The sequence below is a fragment of the Pseudoalteromonas piscicida genome, from assembly GCF_002208135.1.
GTDB classification, from domain to species: Bacteria; Pseudomonadota; Gammaproteobacteria; order Enterobacterales; family Alteromonadaceae; genus Pseudoalteromonas; species Pseudoalteromonas piscicida_A.
This window is the reverse complement of sequence record NZ_CP021647.1, coordinates 1,041,843-1,060,695: the sequence shown is the minus strand read 5'-3', so window position 1 is coordinate 1,060,695 and position 18,853 is coordinate 1,041,843. Positions and strand designations below refer to the sequence as shown.

Below are 18,853 nucleotides of genomic sequence, written 5' to 3'. Positions count from 1 at the left end.
ATGGAGTTGCGATAAGTAAAACCGACTTGCTGGGTAGATTGAGCTGTGATTTTTATGTAGATCACCATTTATACTGACAGCAACCGGAAGAGGAGTGTTGCCTAGCTTTCTCTCTACGTTGAGCTTCACGAGCAGCTTGTTTACTAGCTCTGTCGATTGCTTTAACAACCTTTATTACAGTTCTTAAACCGCTTCCTCGTCTAGCCAATGTTACTCTCCTTTGCGTAATAAAGTTACGCTTATGATGCTAGCACAACTGAATTGGGGTTGTTGTTAAGCTCGACTGTGATGTTAAATAAAGCTAGAAGCTAACTTTTACATGGCTAAAGCAGGATTATCAGACTTTCGATAAGGGGAAAAAGAATATCTAAGCGTGGCTTAATATTTATCTATTCAATCAAGTTTCACTCTATATGGGACAAAAAATTAATACTCACCGTCTTAAGGGCGTTTGCGGCTCGCTCAGCATAAAACATAACGAAAGCCCAAAAACAAAAAAAGCTTGGCTATCAAGCCAAGCTTTGGGTGCGGTGCGAATAACCGCCTTACTCTTACCGACTATGATCCTTCACTTTACTTCCCTAATGACATCCAAACTCTCAATTTGGAGCTCAAAGATTCTGATAGCGATGCCTCGCTGTAAGTATTCCTTTATACCAGTTTGTTTAAACTCGCCCGAAAGAAGGCGCTTAGTTGAACAAATCAGTAATGTTGCCAAGTAACTCAACAATAATCATAATCTTTGAACTCTATTCCCTGCTCCCTGACATCAGTTCCTTTTCCTCTGTCACTCCCTTGCGCAGGTAAATTTACTTCTCGAGCTCTAATTAGCCTTTAAAGTTTGCGAATTCTGTTTCGCTTAGCTCGCCGTTTGCATCAATGTCTAGCTCTTTAAATTGCTCCGCCAGTGCCGTGTGTGCTTGTGCTTCACTCATGCTGATTGTGCCGCTTTGATCTGTATCTAGCGCAGCAAAGTCTTCACCTGCCATTGCATTAACAGAAGCAAAAGATAAACCTGTGATTGATAGTGCAATTAGTACGTTTTTCATCATTTATTCCTCAAAAATTTAAATACTGTTCGTTTTGTGAAATTGGAGGGCTATCGATTAGCCTTTAAAGTTTGCGAATTCTGTTTCGCTTAGCTCGCCGTTTGCATCAGCGTCTAGCTCTTTAAATTGCTCTGCAAGTGCAGTATGCGCTTGTGCTTCACTCATGCTGATTGTGCCGCTTTGATCTGTATCTAGCGCTGCGAAGTCTTCACTCGCCATTGCATTAACAGACGCGAAAGATAAACCTGAGATTGATAGTGCAATTAGTACATTTTTCATCATTTATTCCTCAAAAATTTAAATACTGTTCGTTTCACGAAATTGGAGGGCTGTTACTCAGCCTTTAAAATTTGCGAATTCTGATTCACTTAACTCGCCGTCAGCGTTACCGTCTAGCTGAGTAAATTGCTCAACAAGATTGGGATTTACTTTCGCTTCGCTCATGCTGATTGTGCCACTACCATCGGCATCGTATTTGGCGAAGTCGTCACCAGCTATCGCATTAACTGATGCCATTGATAGACCCGCTAGGGAAACTGCTACTAATAGATTTTTCATCATATTCTCCTTAAAATTTAGTCTTGGCGGAGAGTCCGAAGACTCACCGATACCAAACTTTCAAATTAGCCTTCAAAGTGCTCGTACTCTGACTCGCTTAGCTCGCCGTTACCGTCAACATCAAGTGTCTTGAATTGCTCAGCTAACTTAGGGTTAACCTGCGCCTCACTCATGCTGATCGTGCCGCTGCCATCTGTGTCGTACTTTTCGAAGTCATCCATCGCCATTGCCGATGCTGAAACTAATGTCATACCTGTAATTGAAAGTGCTGCTAGTAAATTTTTCATGATCTTCTCCTAAACGATTAAAGTGATGTGATAACTGGGCGAATTAACCTTCGTAGTTATCAAATTCTGCTTGGCTTAGTTGACCGTCTTGGTCAGCGTCTAGCTCGTTGAATTGAGCAAGAAGGCCTTCATCTGCTTTTGCTTCTTCAATAGAGATGTAACCGTCACCATTCATGTCTAATTTGTCGAAATCCGTGTTTGCGTGTGCACCTACTGATGCCAAAGTCATTACTGCTGCTGATACTGCGATTGCTAAATTTTTCATCGTGCTTTCCTCGTAAGATTAAAAACTAAATTCTGTGTTAAACATTTTGCTGTTAAAGCTAAAACTGATTTTGCATTTGTTTTTGCGTTTCGTTTTTCGCTTTCGAGATAACTATTCCAACTTTGATGCCAACATTGAAAAAATACCGTTTATCAATGAGTTAAGTTAAATCACTTAAAAAGATTAAGGTTGGATTAAGGCTGGCTGTTGCTAAATGGCAACAGTTAAAAAAGCGAAAAATAAAAAGTCTTTATTTTTCTTAAAGTTAGATTGTCGCAGCTTTGCAACAGGTAAATTTTTGGGTAGAAAATTTTGCAAATCTCGCAACACCATTTGATTGAAACTTGTGCACCCTTTTTAAGGATTTAGCATCGTGAAAAAAATTTTTTCTCAGTCATTACAAAAACAGGCACTTATTGCCATGTTTATTGGTGTGCTTCCAATACTCACATTGACTTTGTGGTACGCCCAGGCACTGTCCAAAAACCAACAAAAAACACAGGATATTTATAATAAAAATCAAAAACTTATTCTTGAATACAATTTTGTGAAAGCAGATATCAGTGCGCTTGAAAAAGCACTGCAAAATAATCAGCTGCTGCAAAGTGAAACACTGCAAGAAAGCATCGAGCAGAAGTGGCAAAACACCAAAAAACGCATTCAATTATTAAAAATAAACCTACCCGATTCGCTGTTTGTTGCTAAATGGCGACAGTTCGCTCCTGATGAGATCAATGCCACTTCAAAAGCTGAAGAGTTCCAACAATTGGTTAAGGTGCTTAATCAATTCGAGGAAAGCTTTCAGCAAACACTTAATAAACGCTTATCTGATCAAGAAGCCCATTTCGTGCAGCTGCAAACATGGTTTATGTTTGGTCTCGTTATCTTGCTACCCACCCTTATCGTGATCAGCATCTTTTTGATCAACCGGATTTGTCAGCAACTTAATCAGGTAGAATCTGCGGTATCTGAGGTAGGTAAAGGTAATTTTGATAAGTCAGTTGAACTCTCTGGCAGTCATGAATTGCAGCAATTGGGTGACAGGCTAAATTGGTTAAGGCTCGAACTTAAGCGTATTCAACAACAAAAAGAAACCTTCTTGCGCCATGTTACTCATGAGCTTAAAACCCCTTTAGCATCGCTAAACGAAGGAAGCAGCTTATTAAATAGTGGATTGCTTGGAGATGTTAATCCAAAACAACAACGTATTCTCATCATTATGGAAAACTCTGTTGCAAAGCTTGGCTCATTGATCGATGATTTGCTCAGCTATAGTGCAGCCAGTCACCCAGATAGCCTGCATCACGACGCCGAAATGAATCTTATCCAAGAAGAAGTCTCAAAGCATCTTAGCGATAAGCTAGGAAAGACTGATGTGATAGTGAACTGGCAAAATCATGATGACCTAAAAGTACCTTATCTTCCGTGCAAATTAGTGTTAACTCAATTAGTGAGCAATGCCATTGATCACGCTAAAAGCAATGTCACTATTTCAATTAAAGAACAAAATGGCGAAGTATTGTTGATAGTCTGTGACGACGGTGATGGCATCGACATCAATGAAGCCGATTCATTATTCCAGCCATTTGTTCGTGGTGAAAAAAATAAAAATAATAATGGCAGTGGCTTAGGTTTAGCCATTGTCTCTGAGTGTGTGAAGCAATTAAAAGGCGATGTGAAATGGCTATCAGTAGAATCTGGCGCCAGTATTCAAGTCGCCTTTCCAAAAAGGGATCCAAAATGAAATATATCGCATTAAGTATCACGCTATTTTTGCTCGGTGGTTGTGCCACAACGGAGCAAAACGTCGAGCAAACAAAGCAATTTATTGGCCCTGTAAAAACAGAAACCAGCGCTAAGTTTGTACCTTTAGCTGAGGTGATCAAAGCCTTAGTCAGCCAATGCGCCAAAAAACATAACGTGACATTTAACGATTACTATAAAGGTGCGCTGCACTTACAGGGCTTTATTCACACCTATTGCGGTACAGACTCAACCACCAAGCAACTTAAAGCCATTGAAGAAGTGAAACTACAAGATTATTGGCCAGACGATTACAACATTTGGTTTAAATCGCTGGCTTGGCATACTCAAAGCCTTCGTGAGCAAAAAATCAGTAATTATTACTCTGACAATAAGGCGCAACAGCACCAAGAGCAATTGTTGCAGACACAAAAACAGCTTGCCGAGCTAAAACAAAAGCTTGCCGACATAGAAAAACAACGTTTAGAAACCGATCTTTCTGAAAACCCATCACTTGAGGAGGATTCACTATGAGTCAAACACAACAGGGCGCAAAGTTACTTTTAGTGGATGACGATACGTCTTTAACTGAGCTACTGGCAATGCGTTTAGAAAGTCACGGCTACGAAGTTGAAGTTGCGCACCGCGGTACGCAAGCGTTAAATATCCTCAAGCAAATGCCTATCGACTTGGTCATCACCGATTTGAAGATGGCGCACATGAATGGCTTTGAACTTAATGAGCAAATAAAGAAGTATTATACCGGCATGCCCGTTGTGATGATGACCGCTCACGGCTCTATTCCTGACGCTGTTGACGCCATGCAGCAAGGCTTTGTGAGCTTTTTAACCAAACCTATAGATTCTCAGCAAATGCTCGATGTCATCAATGAGGCGCTTGCAGGAAAAGTAAGAACTGCACAAACTTCGGATCCAAATAACTTCCATGGGTTGTTATTCCAAAGTGCCGCAATGCGTCAATTGGTACAACAAATTCAAGCACTTGCCAGCAGTAACGCAAATATTCTCATCCAAGGCGAGAGCGGTACCGGTAAAGAGGTGACGGCAAAAGCAATCCATTTAGCCAGTAATCAAGCGCAAGGCCCTTTTATTGCGATTAACTGTGGCGCAATGCCCGCTCACCTATTGGAATCTGAACTATTCGGCCATAAAAAAGGCGCGTTTACCGGCGCGGTGAACGACAAAGAAGGCTTAGTACAAGCAGCAGATGGCGGCACCCTATTCCTCGACGAAATTGGTGATATGCCGCTTGATTTGCAAGTTAAGCTACTGCGTGTTTTACAAGAGCGAACCGTTCGTCCTGTGGGCGGCCAAACCGAGCATAAGGTCAATGTTCGTTTTGTCTCTGCAAGCCATAAGAACATTCAAAGCGCCGTTGCCGAAAAGCAATTTCGTGAAGATTTATACTATCGATTAAACGTGGTGTCTGTTGAAATCCCAAGCTTAAGAGAGCGATTGGAAGATATTCCACTACTTGCATCACGCTTCTTAAGTGCACTTAGCGATGGCGAAAAGCAATTTAACCAACAAAGTATTACGCATTTGTTGAACTATCATTGGCCGGGCAACATCCGCCAGCTCCATAATATCGTGGAGCACTGTGTTGCTATTACTCCAGGTAAAATGATCACTGAAGATATCGTACAAAAAGCCTTGCCTAAGGATAAAGAGCAGAATGCGTTTACAGGATTAAATGAAGCGAAACGCCAGTTTGAATATGACTACATCCAAAAAGTACTGGCACTTTGCGAAGGGAATGTGTCGGAAGCTGCAAAACTTGCGCAACGTAATCGCTCTGATTTTTACAAATTACTTAAAAAACATGAGATCCAATGCTAAACCTATTAGAGGGCTAAAATTAGTTTTAATTTCTAAAGCGCGCTGATTGGTCAAATTTACGGCTGCAAAGTGTTTGTAGTAATGGATCTTTACGAGCCACGCCCGTGGCTCAGATTTTGCCCTGAGAATATGCGCTCCTCCTAGGAGCATAATAAAAACACTCGGATAGTTAAGGGTTGTCTGTATGAAAATGCGCAAAAAGCTCATCATTAGCTTTGTTCTCACTGTGATCATTCCTATTTTAGCGATTGCTGTGGTCAGCATTTCTCAGACCAAAAGCGACTCTCTTGATAAATTTCTTGATGCATCCGGCAATGAGATAAGACAAGCCGAACAGTCTTTTGTACTGTTTTTTGAGCAGATGAAGAAAAATGCTCGCTTCCTCGCCGAGTCCAAGACCGTGCAACAAGTAGGTCAGGATACCACTACTTATTTTGGTGCAGAGAAACCGATGACTCCGCTACAAAACGGTCAAACAGAAGCCAATATTTTTGAGCTTTACCGGGCATTTGGACAAACCCACGAAGAATTATTGTTTGTGTATCTTGGCACTGAATCTGGTGGCTTTATTCAGTATCCTGCGGAGCCCCTTGGCGATTACGATCCAAGAAAACGCCCTTGGTATCAAAACGCCTCTGAAGATCCCAACAAGGTTATCCTTACTGAGCCTTATCAAGGGGTAACGGGGCAAGCCATGGTGTCGGTTGCCACCGCTATAAAACGTGATGGCAAAGTGATTGGCGTACAATCATTAGATGTAACGCTCGCAACATTGACCGATATTGTTAGCAATATCCGTCTCGGGGAGTCTGGGTATTTAATCCTCCTTGATGCTGATGGCACTGTACTGGCCGATCCCAAAAATAAAAATAACAACTTTAAACACATTAAAGATCTCACTGGGCCACTCTACGAGGCTATACGAAACGCCACAAACAAACCCTACCTTACCATTGAGACTGATAATAAAACCTATGACGCTAAGATTTATCGCTCCGACACGCTTGGCTGGCAATTTATCGCGGTGATTGATGAAGATGAAATCTTGGCTTCAGCTTACGATATGACAATTAGCATCACGATTATCGCTGTTGTCATGGTAATTCTGTTTATTATCATTGCAATAACGCTTGCCAATAAGATAGTTAAACCTATCGAAATGGTGTCTGAAGGCTTAAAAGAAATAGCACAAGGTGAAGGCAATCTTTCCAAACGTTTAAAAGTCGTCACCCATGATGAAATTGGAGAGCTGGCCGCGTGGTTCAATAAATTCTTGGACTCAATTAACTCGCTCGTAAAAGATATTCAAAGTAATGCCTCAACATTGAATGATGCTGCATTAGGGTCACAAAAGAGTATCAATGATATTCGAAATCAATGCCATGCGCAGGCTGAAGACTCCGCCAGTGCCACCACAACCACAGAGACTGTAGAGCAACTTGCCGCTGAAATCAGTGAGAGTTGCAGTCATACTTTGGAGGATGTTGTCACTGCGGACGGACACGCACAGCGTGGTAACAGCACAATAGAAAGCACGGTATCGCAGGTTGCGAGGCTTAACCATTCGTTGGCTGAGTCCGCCAACGCCATGAACCAGCTCGAAAGTGAAAGCCAAGATATCACCAACATTTTAGGGGTGATCCGTTCCATCGCAGAACAAACTAACCTTTTAGCATTAAATGCAGCGATTGAAGCTGCTCGTGCAGGTGAACAAGGCCGGGGCTTTGCGGTGGTTGCTGATGAAGTCAGAACGCTCGCGCAGCGCTCACATGACGCCACACAGGAAATAGAGCAAGTGTTAACCAACCTCATCGCACAAACGAGGACGGTATCGGCCCAAATGACGTCGAGCGTAAGCGAGTCTGAAACTACTATCAAACAATCACAAAGCGCTCAGCAAGCGTTTACTGATATCGCTCAGGCAGTATCAAGAATTAAAACTTCTGTTTCAAATATAGGGTCACAAGCCTCATTACAAGGAGAAAATGCCGGTCATACTAGACGTTTGATTGATTCGGTGGATGTTTCCGTACGACAAGTCGGAGAAGAAACGGCAGCATTAAATGCAGGCGCTGACCAATTAGTTAGTTTAGCCAAAGACTTAGAGCGCTTGGTCGGCCGCTTTAATATTGATTAAGTAACCTGAGCTTCGGATAATTAATGCTTTTCTAGCAGCCAGTTTTAGCGCTAACTGCGTTGAATTTACTTCCAATAGCCAGCTATTGGAAGTAAATTCGCCTTGCCTAAAGGATGTAAGTACCTTAGTAAGAGCAGGACGCGAAAGCGGAGTTATCCCCAAAACTCTCTGGCTAGATAAGAAGATAATTTAAGGTGATTAAAAAAACAATGAGTTAGCTCATTCCTTATCCAAGCCTCAGGTTAAGTAATAAGTTGACATTTTACTTTTAGCAATTGCTACAAAATATCGTCTCAATTGGTTGTCCTCATAATAAGAACTAGATAGACTCGATGAATTGATTTATTACAGAAGAATAAAAATGAAGAAATTTAAATTTACATTAGTAGCTGCATCTTTGGTTGCTGTACTTGGTTGTCAAGAAGCGCCATCTCAAAAAGCTACATCTGACGTGAAAGCTGAACAATCCACAGCTGTTGTGGCGCCAGTTGCAGAAAAGATCCCACACAAGACGACCATTCACGGTCAAGAACTTGTCGATAATTATCACTGGCTACGTGACGATACTAGAAGCGATGAAAAGGTACTGTCACACTTAACCAAAGAAAATGTCTATACCGACAGCAAGCTCGTCAACACAGAGCAACTCCAACAAACCTTATTTGAAGAAATCAAAAACAAAGTGGTTAAAGATGACCGCAGCGTGCCAGTGCTAAACGGCAGTTATTATTATTTTAGTGCCACTGAGGGTGACAAAGAATACTTCACTTATTACCGCAGTGAACACAAAGATGGTAAAAATGCAGAAGCTATCTTTGATGCGAATATTCGCGCTGAAGGGCAAAACTATTATGGTGTCGGTGGTCTTTCCGTTTCAACCAACGAAAATCTATTAGCTTTTGCTGAAGATACGGTAAGTCGTCGAATTTATACTATTAGAATCAAAGATTTAACAACAGGTAAGTTACTGGACGATACGATCGAAGGTGCTTCAGGCCCCATCGTTTGGGCGAACGATAATAAAACCATCTATTACATCAAAAAAGATCCGGTTACTTTGCTCGGTTATCAAGTATTCCGCCACACTCTAGGCACAGCGCAAAGCACCGATGAACTGATTTACGAAGAAAAAGATAACAGCTATTACACCTATATCTCAAAGAGTAAAGACAAGAGCAAAATATACATTCACCACTCCAGCACCGAGGCATCAGGTGTTTCTTTACTAGACGCTGATAATGCAAAAGCAACTCCTGAGCGCTTTATTCCAAGAGAAAGTGGTCATGAATATAGCGTCGCCAAACTTGGTGACTGGTATTACATCCACACCAACAAAGATGCCGTGAACTTTAAGCTGATGCGCGTCAAAGCCAGTGAAGCAAGCGATATTTCAAAATGGCAAACCGTCGTGCCGCATAATGCAGACGCTAAGCTAGACAACTTTGAGCTATTTAATCAGCACCTAGTTTACGAAACGCGTGAAAATGGCCTTAGCCAAATCAACGTATTAAATTTAGATAATAACGAAAGCAAGCGTTTAACCTTTAACGACCCGGCTTACGCGGTTTATCTAACTGGTAACGAAAACCTAGATGCGGACGCGGTAAGAATTGGTTATCAGAGTATGACGACCCCGGCTTCTGTGTATGATGTCGACCTTGCTAGTTTGGACAAAACATTATTAAAGCAAGACAAAGTATTAGGCGACTTTGCACCTGAAAACTACCAATCTGAACGTATTTTTATCACCGCACGTGACGGCATAAAAGTACCGGTTTCAATTGTTTATCGTAAAGATAAGTTCAAGCAAGATGGTTCTAACCCGTTACTGCAATACGGTTATGGTTCATATGGTTCTAATGTTGAGCCAACTTTCTCGATCAGCCGCTTAAGCCTTTTAGACCGTGGTTTTGTCTATGCTATAGCACATATTCGTGGTTCAGAAACCCTTGGCCGCCCTTGGTATGATAACGGCAAAAAGTTAAACAAAAAGAACACCTTTAACGACTTTGTCGATGTCACAAAAGCACTAGTAGAGCAAAAATATGGCGATGCTTCACGTATTTATGCCAGAGGTGGCAGCGCAGGTGGCCTATTAATGGGTGCGGTGATTAACCAGGCGCCAGAGTTATACGATGGTGTACATGCAGCAGTGCCGTTTGTAGACGTTATCAATACCATGCTGGATGAAACCCTACCGCTTACCACAAATGAGTACGACGAATGGGGTAACCCAAATGAGAAGACATATTTTGACTATATGCTGTCTTACTCACCTTATGATCAAGTGAAAGCGCAAGCATACCCTAACCTGCTTGTGACCACGGGGTTACATGATTCTCAAGTGCAGTACTTCGAGCCTGCGAAATGGGTCGCTAAGCTACGTGAATATAAAACAGACGATAATCTACTGCTGCTAAAAACCGATATGGAAGCAGGCCACGGTGGTGCGTCTGGTCGCTTTAAGCGTATTCACGATGTCGCATTAAGCTATAGTTTCTTTATTGCACTCGCTGAAAATAAACTGTAGTCAACGGTCACATTAAACAAAGGAGGCTTTAGCCTCCTTTGACTTCCTCTTGCTTAACTATTCACCTAACTTTTTGTTCGAGTTCGCGATATAAAGCATGACGAGAATAAACAAAAGCGAAAACGGTGGCAGTAAACTCATAAATAAACCGATAAACATTTCAAGTTTTCCCATTTTTGCTTTTTTTACCAAAAGTATGCTGATCCCAGCAGAGACTACCACCAGAAAAAAATAGATCTGAGCGGCAAAATCAAAGTGTATATTCATCTCACTCTCCCATTAGGACATAACAGAGTTTGACCCGTGCACTCATAGTGTCCATTTGATATGCGCCTACAGTTGACTATTACATCGGCCTTTCTGCAAGTAGCGGGAAGCTGAAGTAATAAAGCCAAAAACTTTTATTTTCATTTTAAAATTCTTCTGTTTGACTTTGTGCATTTAACATTAATGCTCATTCAGAGTAGTTCAGTTCTCAAGAAGAACAAATATCACCACAAGAAGTCAACAATTTTTAGTTATTAAGAATTAAATTTAACTTGTGTAGGCATCAATTGATGTGTAGTAATCAACGACCAATATTACTTACGTTTATCAATGAAATTTGGTTAACAAATGGAGAACACTTAGTCATTAGATTTTTTATAGAAAGCCACTATATTTAAAAAATGATTACTACGCACATAAGTGAAAAATGAACTTATTTCGCTTTGTTTTTATTTGCTGCGGTATCTTTCTGCCGCTCTTATCTAATGCCATTCCCCATAAACCTGAATATTCAACACCTATCAAGGTAACCATTTTGGTCGACGATGCTTACCCGCCTTATAGTTATCAAATTAATGGCGAGCTTTATGGCATCTATGTCGATATAGTGAGACAAGCAGCGCGTTTGCTGAGTAATGAATATCAAGTTAACTTGCAAGCGGTGCCTTGGAAGCGAGGCGTTTCCTCTTTGGTATCCGGTGAAGCAATGGCGTTAATGCCACCTTATATTCATATCAAAAAACGTCCCTATATCTGGCCCTATTCAATTCCCCTTCAAGAAGAGGTGGTGGTTGCCTTTTGTAATCAGGGGATCACGCTAAAAAACTTGCCTCACGTAAAACCAGACAGAGTACTTAATATTGGTATTAATGCCGGTTATATCATCTTAGATGAAAGCCTAAAGGAAGCGAAAAAACAGGGATTTATTCAACTTTGGGAAAACAAAAGTACACGTTCAAATATCGAAAAGCTCGCACGCGGACGCATTGATTGTTACGTCAATGATCGGCTTTCTACTTTGCTTGGTATCAATAAAATGTCGCAGATAACGCCAAACTTAAATACCAGTAATATTGTTGAAGACAAAATAGTAATGCGTCGCACAGCCCATATCGGGTACTTAAAAGGGTTTGAAGAGAAGTACCCATTTAAACAAGACTTTATCCAAAAAATGGACGTGGCATTAAGAAAGGTAGTTACCACCCACGCTACAGAAAAGGAGTAAAAACCACTATAATAATCTTTTCCTTTCACAACTGACAAAAAGCGTATTTATCACCTATATTTTAAATATAGAAAACCCCTAGGCTTATACGAAAAATGATGAGTGTTATTGGTGAAAGTTCAGCCTCCGAAGAAATATGCCAATGGAGGTCCGAATTTAAAGAAAAAGCATGGGAGCAAAGGTATTTAGAGAGTAAATTGCAACAAGACAAAAAAGTAGCGCGTTTTTTAGCTATTGCTGTTGCTACTGTACTACTTTTGATATTGCCATTTGATAAATTAATCATTAAACCACAACATTGGCCCCATCCTGCATTTGAATGGCGTGTTGTAATTGTCGTTGTTTGTATTGTTTCCGCATACAGTGTTATCCATCAGAAGACGAGCAAACAGCTTAAAAAACTTGTATTAGCATTTATTATTTTTTTTCTTTTCAACGTACAAGCGATTGCGCTTACCTACCAAGATCACTACGTACTACATGTGTTCTTTGACGTGATTATAATTGTTATCATTTATTCATCAACTTTGTTATCGTTGAAGCTATCCTCTTTGCTTTGTGTTAGCTATGCGGTAATTGGTAGTTTGAATATCGTTTTTACCAAAACATTAGACACTCATACTGTAGGAATGGTATTGGTGGCTTATCTGTCTGCAAATCTTGTAGGTACAATAATTTCCCAATTAGAACACAGGCTAAGACGAGAGCTATTTCTTCGTAAGGAGCAATTAAAAGAAGCTGCACTGAAAATGGAGTCGTTCGCATTTCGCGATGCCTTAACAAACATCCCTAACCGACGCTCCTTCGATGATAGTTTTGAACATCATCAAAAAAGCGCGAAGCGACTCGCCGCTGAGCACAGAAACGTCTGCCTTATAATTTCTGATATTGATTTTTTTAAAAAAGTAAATGACACCTACGGACATGATGTTGGTGATATAGTACTAGTCAAGTTTTCTCAGTTTCTAGCTGAATCTATTCGCCCTAATGATGCGGTATACCGCTTCGGCGGTGAAGAGTTCATCATGATATTGCAAAACATCAAAGCGCACGAAGCAACAGAAAAAATAAGAAATATAATCAAAAAACTGAATGATCGGGTTTTTACTGTACCTGAAATTAACTACCCCATAACAGCGAGTTTTGGTTTAGCTTTTTTAAAACCAGAAGAAAATTCGCGCGACATAATAGCCAGAGCAGATAAAATGCTTTACCAAGCAAAAGCTAATGGTAGAAATCAGCTTTGCATTGACACTACTGGCACTTTTTAATTTTATTATGAGATTTTAATGTCTACTTTTACTAAGCTTTTTTCAGGACTACAACGCAGTGTATACAGCGAAATTATTTTTAGAGTAGCAAGAAGATTACTTCGCAGTTCTGAAGATCATTCTATAGCTTGGTTGCGGCGCAGGACAAACTTCTTAAGTAAGTTTTTTTACAGTGATACTGCCACTTATTCACAGCCTCAGATTATAGCAGACAGGCAAGCAATACTTATCACACCGATTGAAAACCAGCACCCTACTCAGCAAATTGTTTTCTTTCATGGCGGTGGTTTTGTTCTTGATGGAGGTCATTTCTACCAAAAGTTTTGCCGTACACTCGCTGAGCAAAGTAGGATGAGCGTATTGCTATTAAACTATCGACTTGCACCTGAATATACTTACCCTACCGCACATCAAGATTGCTTATTAATGACACAAGCATACCTTACCAGCAAAACAAGTCACCAATTTCATTTTATTGGTGATTCAGCTGGAGCTGCTTTGCTGTTGACAACCTTCCAGCAACTTGCATCTCAAGGGAAGCATAAAAATGTAGCGAGTTTACTCTTACTGTCACCATGGATAGCTGCGCATACTCATATAAAATCTAAGCAAAATGAAACTCACAGAGATTGTATTAGTCACCAAAACTTAAGGCGATGGTTTAATAGTTACTACCAACATAGTTATGATACTCATTTAGCAAGTCAAGTGTATGACTTTCCATTCCACGCATTACCCGCGGTCTTTATACAATTTGCGAGTGACGAAATACTAGCCCAACAGATCAGAGATTTTATTGACCACAGCCGCGAGAAACATGTTGCCCTAATCACAGATGAAGTGAACCATCTGTTTCACAGTTTTCAAATTTTGGGGCTGTATACACAAGAGGGAAAACAAGCGATGAGAAAAATTGTTAAGTTTATTCATAATGCAAACGCGGTAGTTGTAACAAATTAAGCAACAGAACTTTTGGGAAGAACTCGACCAATGCTATGTGTATTTAAAATGTAACAGTAAATCTCATGGTATATGCATCCGTTATTGTTCAGTATGCAGCTCGTTTGAAGAGTCATAAATATCAACGATTTTACGGGTTTTGGAGTTCCCACCCTAATACAGGTAAAACGGCTAAGCTTAACTAGGGCCTGTTGACCTTTGCTGTTTGATTTTTGTTCCCCTGAGTGTGTTTTGGTCGCGGCGCTCGACTTGCCGCCTAGTAATCTAAGCAAAAGTTGAGCAACAATGAACAAAGCGCACTCAGATGAACCCGAAGGGCAGCGCTTGATTGGCATTTCTTCGGTGTTGCCCCACAAGGATGTGGGGTAAGGTGACTTTGCAGGAGTACAAAGCCTTTATCGCCAGACTAACGATGCTACGCAGGCTCTGCCTGGTATAAATGGCAATCAAACTGCTGCAAAAACAAACTTTAAAGGTCAACAGGCCCTAGGCTTTTATACATATAAAGACGAAAAGGATGGAATATGATTAAACTCGCAAAAAGCTTATTCGCAGCCATAGCGCTCAGTATAATGTTCGTGTCAAATGTTCAGGCTGATGACGTTGAGTTTAAGTTGCAAGAGGTAGCAAAGGGCCTTCACGTGCTATTTGGGCAAGGCGGTAATATTGCGATAAGCTCAGGCTCGGATGGCGTTTATATCGTCGATGATCAGTTCGCTAAACTCAGCGAACAAATTAAAGCCAAAATCAAAACAATCCAACCCAATGCACCTGAGTTTGTTATTAATACCCATCATCATGGCGACCATACAGGAGGCAACGAAAATTTCGCACAAGCGGGCAGCCATGTTATCGCGCATCACAATGTATACAAGCGGTTAGAACAAAAACATGGTGACGGTTCTGACTACTTGCCAACCTTGACGTTTGGCAGTGATATGAAGCTCCACTTTAACCAAGAGCATGCTCACTTGTGGCATTATCATCACGCCCATACCGATGGCGATGCTGTGATCTTTTTTGACCGGGCAAATGCCGTACATATGGGCGATATCTATTTTAATTTAGGCAGCTTACCTTTTGTCGATGTCGACAGCGGCGGCTCCTTAAACGGGACAATTGCAGCGGTACAAGATGTGATAGAGAAAATAGACGACAAGACTACCGTCATACCAGGCCATGGTCCTGTAACAGATAAACAAAATTTACAAGACTATCTAGCACTATTACAAAAAGCGAAAGTACTTATGCTAGATGCAATGAAAAATAATACAAGCTTGGAAGAAGTTTTAGCCGCTCGTCCACTACAAGTACTCAATCTTAACTATGCTAATTGGCTACCAGAGGAGCGCGTTACCACTTTATTCTATCGCAGTTTGAAATCGCCCCAGTAAAATAAAGTGCTAACCTATTTTAAAAAAGGGGATGCCAGTAATGCACATCCCCTCCACCGAAAATACTTAGCTTAAAAACACTACTCCATCGTTGGTGCACTGGCATAAACAAGGTCGACTAAATTACTCATTGTTTTAGACTTTTGCATATATGCTTTCTCCATATAGGCAAGCTCTTGTAGCTCAAATAGTGTGGTCTCTACTAACGCTAACCATTTAGCCGTGGACTCTGGCACCTCTGAGCCTTGCTTACTTGCTTTTTTTAACGCCTCATAATAAATATTAAGATCGTTATACTGACGTAAGTAATCCATATAATAATCCTTGTCACCAACCGATATTCTATAAAGCTGAGCTTATCAAAAACTTCGCCTGAAAATTCTGTCGAACAAAAAAATTCACAACAAAAATTTAAATAAACACCATTACTCAACAACTTACATTAGAATAAAATCATTTTAGTAACATAAAAACAAAACAAGCTTGCAAATTTGGTACATGCGGTTACAATCCAAATTTTACAAAATAGAAACAGTAACGGCGTTAAAATTTAACTTTCGCATATCGCGAGCCCGAGTGAAAAAGGATTAAGTGAGTGGGCAGAACCCGATTTAAGTGTACAGGTGATGATCTTAGAAGACTGCGCATGTCGGCTGATAAAACCACCCAGCAGATGGCTGACTTAGTAGGGATCCGGCGACAAACCTATGAAGAGTATGAAAAAGGTATTTGCAAATTTTCATTCGAGTACTTTTTAGAATGGAGTACATACTGTGGTATGGATGTTAATCCAATTACAGACTACTTTATGGACCTACGCACAAAGATGCAAGACGTAAAACTCTGGCGAGAAAGCCCTTCTCCTGCAAAAAAGCGCAAAAACCAAAAAGGTCAGGAAGATTAGTGTGTTAACATCCACCTTTTAATACAACATCTTTAGTTTCACTTGTTTACAAAACAAGCAACAAGTTATTCTCATTTTTGACGTTTCGCGATAGAGTAGTGCTAACCAAAACACCGAAAATAATCCTGAAGGGAAATCAACATGCAGCTATTCAAAAATGTGACAGTAGGCATACTAACCTTTTGCTTTATCGAGATAAAAAAATTTGTAAGTAAAATAAAACAAGGCACTCGCGTGCGCTTAGTTAATTGCGCTAGTCGTAACAAACATTGCGCTGTAGCAACTCAGTGCTATCGCAACGGTAATACCATGACGGAGTCACAACTGTACCGAATAGTGGGTGGTTCGGGTTTAGACTATTATAAAAACTTGCAGAGTGAATATGTTTACAATCAGTTCAGTTCAGTGCTGAATTGTCAGGACCTGCAGCAAAGCAATCGGGGCTATCGAGGGCACCAACATGAAGATACAGGTGCTGCGAGTATGCACGGTGAAACAGGATTACTAATAAACGATAGAGATTTGAAGCGTGTCAATGGGGGTTCTGGTGGACACCAATTTGAAGATCCGAGAGGATAAAGCACGATACCTTGTGGCTTCACATTGTTATCTGTTTAAGCTCACTCTCTTCATGCTAAGACGAAAGTTTGAAATAATACTAAACGAGTAAAGGACAGCAAGGAATAAATAATGAAAACGTCTTGGCTCTTTTATATTGCAGCATTGCTGTTTACTGGGTTATTGTCATATATACATCTAAATACAGACTTGTTTTATGGTATAGCTACTCTTGTCGTGATGACGACTCTTGCTACCCGTTATAGAAATCAAGTAAATATCGTGCATATCATCACAGTGATATTTCTCTTTACCATAATCGAGTTTGGCTTATTTGAGTTGATTGACATCTATATGCGAGAGGAACCACCATATAAAAAGAACTTTATGGTTTATTTAATGCACTTCTTTGTTGATGTATCAATTCTTTTAATACTAAGAAAACGAGTGATGTACTCTTTATTGTTTATGCGCCGCTTCCACCCAAATAACTGGCGTGCCATTTACATTACCCATGCCGACATTTTATTGTACGGTATCTACATCTTATTTATCATTGTAGACTCAGCCGCATTTGTAGAAAACTTGTTCCGAAATATGGATTATATCTTTGGCGTCTCAGAAGCAACGGCTAAGCCCTTCTGGAGCTGGAACTGGGTTTACAAAAGTTACCCCTACGCAAAAAGTATTCTGCTTTCTTGTGTTGTAACTATCTTACTCGCCACCATTTTTGTAGAAAATCAACGGCCCGAACAGGAAGACGATGATGAAGATGACAACGATGAAGTAATACATAAAACAGATCAACAACAAAAGCCGTAATGGCTTTTGTTGTTGGGTATCTAGTTACCATCTTTTCCCGCGTCAAACCCAAAACCTTTCATTCAGTGTTAGTCCACCTCCTACCTGTTTTCCTCCAAGAATGTATATGATTCACAAAGGAGATGACCAATGAACGAAGAAAAATCAGTCAAGGATGCCATTAACGCCTTTTATAAAGGTGCTGGTGTTGACCTAACGTCTTCAGGTGAAGTAAACGCTAAGGTCGCTGAAATATTTGGTAAGATGGTTGAAGAAACGCGACAATGCACAGCCGCTTTGAAAAGGATGCCTAAACCAACAGCTGCTAAAGCGACAATAGGTTGGATCGCTAAAAACTTTACACAAAGTATTATTAGTCAATTAAGTGAAGAACAGTCGCTTTCGTGTGCGAAAAAGGTGATATTAAATTATAAATCTCCAATGAAGCTAGCTTCTCTTGGAGTGTAACAATGAAGTTATTATTATCAATTGCACTTTTTGCGTTATTACCCACCTCCAGCTATGCAGAAAGCTGGCCTAAACCACAATGCCAAGGCGAGCCATACTGGCTTGAATTTAGTACTGCGAAGCTCTGTATCCCCAAGCAAAACGTTACTCATCTCAATATTCTTCATTCAGAGTTACCCTCGTTCACCGTTACAACTGTGCATGGCGAACTCATTTTTCAGTTACAAACGGCTGAGAATATTACCGGTGGTCTAAATAGTAAATATGGACTTGATCTAGCGTCTTATTTTATCGCATTGAAAAACAAAGATAAGCCAGCCATTGATTACAATATTGCCTACCAAGTCCATGAGCTTACATCACCTAACGACATTGGCATATTTAACACTGAAGACTGGCTGGCCGTATCGCTAATCAACAACACTCGTAGCTTTGATGAGCTTTTTATCTTTAACAAATCTAGCCAACACATACTGCATATTGGTGGTCAATTTGATAGTTTTGAAGCTAAAACACTCTTAGCTCAGTTCCGGTTACCATGATTGAAAGGTATAAAAGACTATTAAAAATTATAATA

21 protein-coding genes are annotated in these 18,853 nt (G+C 40.4%); 14 read left to right on the top strand and 7 right to left on the bottom strand.

The genetic code is table 11. The features are described from left to right. Nucleotides 1-827 precede the first annotated feature (827 nt). From B1L02_RS23200 to B1L02_RS23180, 5 genes are all read right to left on the bottom strand, one after another. On the bottom strand, nt 828-1,049 hold the full coding sequence (locus tag B1L02_RS23200) for an EF-hand domain-containing protein (RefSeq protein WP_088533061.1): 222 nt from the start codon (nt 1,047-1,049) through the stop codon (nt 828-830). A 57-nt stretch (nt 1,050-1,106) separates the two neighbouring features. Continuing rightward, nucleotides 1,107-1,328 carry an EF-hand domain-containing protein gene (locus B1L02_RS23195; protein WP_088533060.1) on the bottom strand — a complete coding sequence of 74 codons (222 nt, stop codon included), beginning with the start codon at nt 1,326-1,328 and terminating at the stop codon, nt 1,107-1,109. 57 nt (nt 1,329-1,385) lie between these two features. Next, a complete protein-coding gene (locus tag B1L02_RS23190; RefSeq protein WP_088533059.1) occupies nt 1,386-1,607 on the bottom strand; it encodes a calmodulin in 222 nt (73 codons plus the stop codon). 65 nt (nt 1,608-1,672) lie between these two features. After that, nucleotides 1,673-1,894, bottom strand: coding sequence for a calmodulin (locus tag B1L02_RS23185; protein ID WP_010604274.1), 222 nt, complete (start codon nt 1,892-1,894; stop codon nt 1,673-1,675). Nucleotides 1,895-1,937: 43 nt separating this feature from the next. Then, nucleotides 1,938-2,159: an EF-hand domain-containing protein gene (locus B1L02_RS23180; protein ID WP_010369619.1), complete on the bottom strand. Its 222-nt coding sequence runs from the start codon at nt 2,157-2,159 to the stop codon at nt 1,938-1,940. A 373-nt stretch (nt 2,160-2,532) separates the two neighbouring features. Here B1L02_RS23180 and B1L02_RS23175 point away from each other — a divergent pair, with 373 nt between their 5' ends. The 5 genes from B1L02_RS23175 (at nt 2,533) to B1L02_RS23150 (ending at nt 10,428) form a co-directional block, all read left to right on the top strand. Then, nucleotides 2,533-3,903, top strand: coding sequence for a sensor histidine kinase (locus B1L02_RS23175; RefSeq protein ID WP_088533058.1), 1,371 nt, complete (start codon nt 2,533-2,535; stop codon nt 3,901-3,903). Next, nucleotides 3,900-4,436, top strand: coding sequence for a hypothetical protein (locus tag B1L02_RS23170; protein WP_088533057.1), 537 nt, complete (start codon nt 3,900-3,902; stop codon nt 4,434-4,436). Before B1L02_RS23175 ends, B1L02_RS23170 begins: the two co-directional genes overlap by 4 nt. After that, nucleotides 4,433-5,761, top strand: a complete 1,329-nt coding sequence (locus B1L02_RS23165; protein ID WP_088533056.1) for a sigma-54-dependent transcriptional regulator — start codon at nt 4,433-4,435, stop codon at nt 5,759-5,761. Before B1L02_RS23170 ends, B1L02_RS23165 begins: the two co-directional genes overlap by 4 nt. Nucleotides 5,762-5,945: 184 nt before the next feature. Continuing rightward, nucleotides 5,946-7,898 (top strand): methyl-accepting chemotaxis protein, encoded by a 1,953-nt coding sequence (locus B1L02_RS23155; RefSeq protein ID WP_088533054.1) that lies wholly within the window; start codon nt 5,946-5,948, stop codon nt 7,896-7,898. A gap of 361 nt (nt 7,899-8,259) precedes the next feature. Beyond that, a complete protein-coding gene (locus B1L02_RS23150) occupies nt 8,260-10,428 on the top strand; it encodes a S9 family peptidase (protein ID WP_088533053.1) in 2,169 nt (722 codons plus the stop codon). Nucleotides 10,429-10,485: 57 nt separating this feature from the next. Here B1L02_RS23150 and B1L02_RS23145 read toward each other — a convergent pair whose 3' ends face one another. Continuing rightward, nucleotides 10,486-10,695, bottom strand: a complete 210-nt coding sequence (locus tag B1L02_RS23145) for a hypothetical protein (RefSeq protein WP_088533052.1) — start codon at nt 10,693-10,695, stop codon at nt 10,486-10,488. Between the two features lie 427 nt (nt 10,696-11,122). Between B1L02_RS23145 and B1L02_RS23140 the strand changes: the two genes are divergently transcribed. From B1L02_RS23140 to B1L02_RS23120, 4 genes are all read left to right on the top strand, one after another. After that, nucleotides 11,123-11,920, top strand: a complete 798-nt coding sequence (locus B1L02_RS23140) for a substrate-binding periplasmic protein (RefSeq protein WP_088533051.1) — start codon at nt 11,123-11,125, stop codon at nt 11,918-11,920. A gap of 95 nt (nt 11,921-12,015) precedes the next feature. Then, nucleotides 12,016-13,191, top strand: coding sequence for a GGDEF domain-containing protein (locus B1L02_RS23135; RefSeq protein WP_088533050.1), 1,176 nt, complete (start codon nt 12,016-12,018; stop codon nt 13,189-13,191). A gap of 18 nt (nt 13,192-13,209) precedes the next feature. Then, the gene (locus B1L02_RS23130; protein ID WP_088533049.1) at nt 13,210-14,151 is read left to right on the top strand and encodes an alpha/beta hydrolase; all 942 of its coding nucleotides are present in this window, start codon (nt 13,210-13,212) and stop codon (nt 14,149-14,151) included. Nucleotides 14,152-14,675: 524 nt separating this feature from the next. Continuing rightward, entirely contained in the window at nt 14,676-15,545 is an 870-nt protein-coding gene (locus tag B1L02_RS23120; RefSeq protein ID WP_088533047.1) for an MBL fold metallo-hydrolase, read from the top strand. Nucleotides 15,546-15,625: 80 nt separating this feature from the next. Here the strand turns inward: B1L02_RS23120 and B1L02_RS23115 are convergent, their stop codons facing one another. Beyond that, nucleotides 15,626-15,859 carry a hypothetical protein gene (locus B1L02_RS23115; RefSeq protein WP_088533046.1) on the bottom strand — a complete coding sequence of 78 codons (234 nt, stop codon included), beginning with the start codon at nt 15,857-15,859 and terminating at the stop codon, nt 15,626-15,628. A 281-nt stretch (nt 15,860-16,140) separates the two neighbouring features. On the opposite strand from B1L02_RS23115, the gene B1L02_RS23110 reads away from it, so the two are divergent. The 5 genes from B1L02_RS23110 to B1L02_RS24880 all read left to right on the top strand — a co-directional run bounded on the left by B1L02_RS23110 (nt 16,141) and on the right by B1L02_RS24880 (nt 18,818). After that, complete coding sequence (locus B1L02_RS23110; RefSeq protein WP_088533045.1) at nt 16,141-16,449, top strand: helix-turn-helix domain-containing protein; 309 nt, start codon at nt 16,141-16,143, stop codon at nt 16,447-16,449. Between the two features lie 141 nt (nt 16,450-16,590). Next, a complete protein-coding gene (locus B1L02_RS23105) occupies nt 16,591-17,028 on the top strand; it encodes a hypothetical protein (RefSeq protein ID WP_088533044.1) in 438 nt (145 codons plus the stop codon). A 111-nt stretch (nt 17,029-17,139) separates the two neighbouring features. After that, nucleotides 17,140-17,829 (top strand): hypothetical protein, encoded by a 690-nt coding sequence (locus B1L02_RS23100; RefSeq protein WP_088533043.1) that lies wholly within the window; start codon nt 17,140-17,142, stop codon nt 17,827-17,829. Between the two features lie 129 nt (nt 17,830-17,958). Then, nucleotides 17,959-18,276, top strand: coding sequence for a hypothetical protein (locus tag B1L02_RS23095; RefSeq protein ID WP_088533042.1), 318 nt, complete (start codon nt 17,959-17,961; stop codon nt 18,274-18,276). A 2-nt stretch (nt 18,277-18,278) separates the two neighbouring features. Further along, nucleotides 18,279-18,818, top strand: coding sequence for a hypothetical protein (locus B1L02_RS24880; RefSeq protein ID WP_223192130.1), 540 nt, complete (start codon nt 18,279-18,281; stop codon nt 18,816-18,818). The last annotated feature ends 35 nt before the right edge of the window (nt 18,819-18,853 follow it).

Bases quoted from the DNA above. Each gene is read 5' to 3' on its own strand.
- B1L02_RS23200 (WP_088533061.1), bottom strand. From the start codon at position 1,049: ATGAAAAACGTACTAATTGCACTATCAATCACAGGTTTATCTTTTGCT.
- B1L02_RS23195 (WP_088533060.1), bottom strand. From the start codon at position 1,328: ATGAAAAATGTACTAATTGCACTATCAATCTCAGGTTTATCTTTCGCG.
- B1L02_RS23190 (WP_088533059.1), bottom strand. From the start codon at position 1,607: ATGAAAAATCTATTAGTAGCAGTTTCCCTAGCGGGTCTATCAATGGCA.
- B1L02_RS23185 (WP_010604274.1), bottom strand. From the start codon at position 1,894: ATGAAAAATTTACTAGCAGCACTTTCAATTACAGGTATGACATTAGTT.
- B1L02_RS23180 (WP_010369619.1), bottom strand. From the start codon at position 2,159: ATGAAAAATTTAGCAATCGCAGTATCAGCAGCAGTAATGACTTTGGCA.
- B1L02_RS23170 (WP_088533057.1), top strand. From the start codon at position 3,900: ATGAAATATATCGCATTAAGTATCACGCTATTTTTGCTCGGTGGTTGT.
- B1L02_RS23165 (WP_088533056.1), top strand. From the start codon at position 4,433: ATGAGTCAAACACAACAGGGCGCAAAGTTACTTTTAGTGGATGACGAT.
- B1L02_RS23155 (WP_088533054.1), top strand. From the start codon at position 5,946: ATGAAAATGCGCAAAAAGCTCATCATTAGCTTTGTTCTCACTGTGATC.
- B1L02_RS23150 (WP_088533053.1), top strand. From the start codon at position 8,260: ATGAAGAAATTTAAATTTACATTAGTAGCTGCATCTTTGGTTGCTGTA.
- B1L02_RS23145 (WP_088533052.1), bottom strand. From the start codon at position 10,695: ATGAATATACACTTTGATTTTGCCGCTCAGATCTATTTTTTTCTGGTG.
- B1L02_RS23140 (WP_088533051.1), top strand. From the start codon at position 11,123: ATGAACTTATTTCGCTTTGTTTTTATTTGCTGCGGTATCTTTCTGCCG.
- B1L02_RS23135 (WP_088533050.1), top strand. From the start codon at position 12,016: ATGATGAGTGTTATTGGTGAAAGTTCAGCCTCCGAAGAAATATGCCAA.
- B1L02_RS23130 (WP_088533049.1), top strand. From the start codon at position 13,210: ATGTCTACTTTTACTAAGCTTTTTTCAGGACTACAACGCAGTGTATAC.
- B1L02_RS23120 (WP_088533047.1), top strand. From the start codon at position 14,676: ATGATTAAACTCGCAAAAAGCTTATTCGCAGCCATAGCGCTCAGTATA.
- B1L02_RS23115 (WP_088533046.1), bottom strand. From the start codon at position 15,859: ATGGATTACTTACGTCAGTATAACGATCTTAATATTTATTATGAGGCG.
- B1L02_RS23105 (WP_088533044.1), top strand. From the start codon at position 16,591: ATGCAGCTATTCAAAAATGTGACAGTAGGCATACTAACCTTTTGCTTT.
- B1L02_RS23100 (WP_088533043.1), top strand. From the start codon at position 17,140: ATGAAAACGTCTTGGCTCTTTTATATTGCAGCATTGCTGTTTACTGGG.
- B1L02_RS23095 (WP_088533042.1), top strand. From the start codon at position 17,959: ATGAACGAAGAAAAATCAGTCAAGGATGCCATTAACGCCTTTTATAAA.
- B1L02_RS24880 (WP_223192130.1), top strand. From the start codon at position 18,279: ATGAAGTTATTATTATCAATTGCACTTTTTGCGTTATTACCCACCTCC.